Raw genomic sequence first — 975 nt, 5'->3', positions numbered from 1 at the left:
GCCGGGGCGCGCGTCGTCTCCGACCGCGGCTGGCGCGGCGCGCGGCCCTGGGTGCCGCCGCCGCCCAGCCCCCGGGCGCGGGAGGACCTGCCGCCCGCCCCGGTCGAATGACGCCGGGCTATTGGAACATCGACCCCGCCTCGGGGATGAAGGTGCTGATCACATTGATCCAGACATCCGCGGTGCCGTCGCCGTCCGCGTCGCCCTTGATCGTGTCGTCGTCCGGCGCGTTCACGTCGCAGCGCAACCGCCCCGCGCTGGTGGCGCCGGTGCCCCGGAAGGCCGCGGTGCCGATCCACGTTACGCCCTGGCTGCCCGCGACCGGGCTGTTTGCGTCGATCAACCGCAGGTCGATCCGGTCGATGCCGAGCGCCGCCGAGAAGGTGAAGTCAAGGATGACGTCTGTGTCCGCCGGCGAGGCCTCGGCGGGGGTGTGTCAGCGGAAATTGTCGCTGCCGGTCCCGCCGGTCATGGAATCGCCGCGCGCGCCGCATCCGCGCGCATGCGCCAAGGGGCCGGGATGGCGCGGCCCTGCGCCTCAGTAGCGCCGCAGCAGCCCCACCAGCCGCCCCTGCACCCGCACCCTGTCGGGGCCGAAGATGCGCGTCTCGTGCCGCGGGTTGGCCGGTTCCAGCGCGATGGAATTGCCCCGCCGGCGGATGCGCTTCAGCGTCACTTCGTTCTCGTCCACCAGGGCCACCACGATGGTGCCGTTCTCGGCCGTGTCGGCGCGCTGGATCAGCACCGTGTCGCCATCGAGGATGCCGGCGTCGATCATCGAATCGCCGGCGACTTCCAGCGCGTAGTGCTCCCCGTTGCCGATCAGCGCGGCCGGCACCTCGACCGACGCACCCTGGTCCCGCAGCGCCTCGATCGGCACGCCGGCGGCGATCCGGCCGAACAGCGGCAGGGTCACGGCGGCGGCGTCGTTGGCGGGCTCGGCCGCGGGGCGCGGCGGGGCGGCGGCGAAGGGCC

Annotated in this window: 2 protein-coding genes; both read right to left on the bottom strand. The window is 73.8% G+C overall.

Going from position 1 to position 975, the window contains the following annotated elements:
* Positions 1–118: 118 nt before the first annotated feature.
* A complete protein-coding gene (locus HW578_RS26990; RefSeq protein ID WP_198373774.1) occupies positions 119–343 on the bottom strand; it encodes a hypothetical protein in 225 nt (74 codons plus the stop codon).
* Between the two features lie 195 nt (positions 344–538).
* Positions 539–975, bottom strand: a 437-nt coding sequence (gene lexA / locus HW578_RS26985) for a transcriptional repressor LexA (RefSeq protein WP_198373773.1), incomplete at its 5' end; no start/stop codon positions are given.

Origin of the sequence: Roseomonas rosulenta, from assembly GCF_016106005.1 — a bacterium.
Classification (GTDB): domain Bacteria; phylum Pseudomonadota; class Alphaproteobacteria; order Acetobacterales; family Acetobacteraceae; genus Neoroseomonas; species Neoroseomonas rosulenta.
Note: the sequence above shows the minus strand (reverse complement) of the source record. Positions and strands in the feature narration are given on the sequence as shown.